1 protein-coding gene and 1 pseudogene are annotated in these 888 nt (G+C 68.6%); both read left to right on the forward strand.

Going from position 1 to position 888, the window contains the following annotated elements; translation table 11 throughout:
- Nucleotides 1–358, forward strand: a pseudogene (locus OP498_RS18400) (IS21 family transposase); the annotation flags it as partial.
- Nucleotides 355–888 (forward strand): ATP-binding protein (locus OP498_RS18405; protein WP_280554804.1); only part of this gene is annotated, 534 nt, incomplete at its 3' end. The pseudogene OP498_RS18400 and the gene OP498_RS18405, both read left to right, overlap by 4 nt.

Genomic DNA, 888 nt, shown 5'->3' on the forward strand with positions numbered 1-888 from the left:
CATTCATGCCCTGCGGCGCAAGCCGATGGCGTTGTTGAACCTGGTCTACCGCGATCAGCTGTTCCCGCGGGAGGCCTATCGGCGCACCTTCGACGCCTTGCTCGCGGGCGGTGAGGCCCGCTTGGCCTGCCGCTGCATGGTCGGCCTGCTGGCCCTGGCCCACGAGCGGGGCTGTGAAGCGGCACTCGCGCAGCACCTGGAGGCGCTGCTCGAGGCCGGCGAGTTGCCGAACCTCGACGCGCTGCGAGAACGTTTCGGTCCTTCCCCGAGCGAGCTGCCCCGCGTCGAGGTGCGACTGGCGTCGCTGGGGATCTATGACGCGCTGATGGACCGCCCGGCGGTGGGAGGCGTGGCATGAGCACTTCCTCAATGACCGACGCCGCACGGCTCACCCTGATGCTCACCGATCTGCGTCTACCCACCATCAAGGCGGTGTGGTCGCGCTTCGCCGACCAAGCCGATCAGGAGGGCTGGCCGGCGGCGAGGCTGCTGGCCACGCTCGCCGAACACGAGCTCGCCGAGCGTGCCCGGCGCCGGCTCGAGCGCCACTTGACCGATGCCCGACTGCCGCCGGGCAAGACCCTCGACAACTTAGACTTCACCGCGGTACCGATGGTCTCCCAGGCCCAGGTGAGGGCATTGACCAGCGGTGACCGATGGCTCGATGAAGGCGCCAACCTGATCCTGTTCGGTCCCCCCGGCGGGGGCAAGAGCCACCTGGCCGCCGCCATCGGCCTGGCCTTGGTGGAGGCGGGCTATCGGGTGCTCTACACCCGTACCACCGACCTGGTGCAGCGGCTCCAGGTGGCCCGTCGGGAGCTCACCCTCGAGGCCGCCATCGCCAAACTCGACAAGTATCACCTGCTTATCCTTGATGACCTGGCCTAC

Origin of the sequence: Halomonas sp. 25-S5, assembly GCF_029889845.1 — a bacterium.
In the GTDB taxonomy this organism is placed as follows: domain Bacteria; phylum Pseudomonadota; class Gammaproteobacteria; order Pseudomonadales; family Halomonadaceae; genus Halomonas.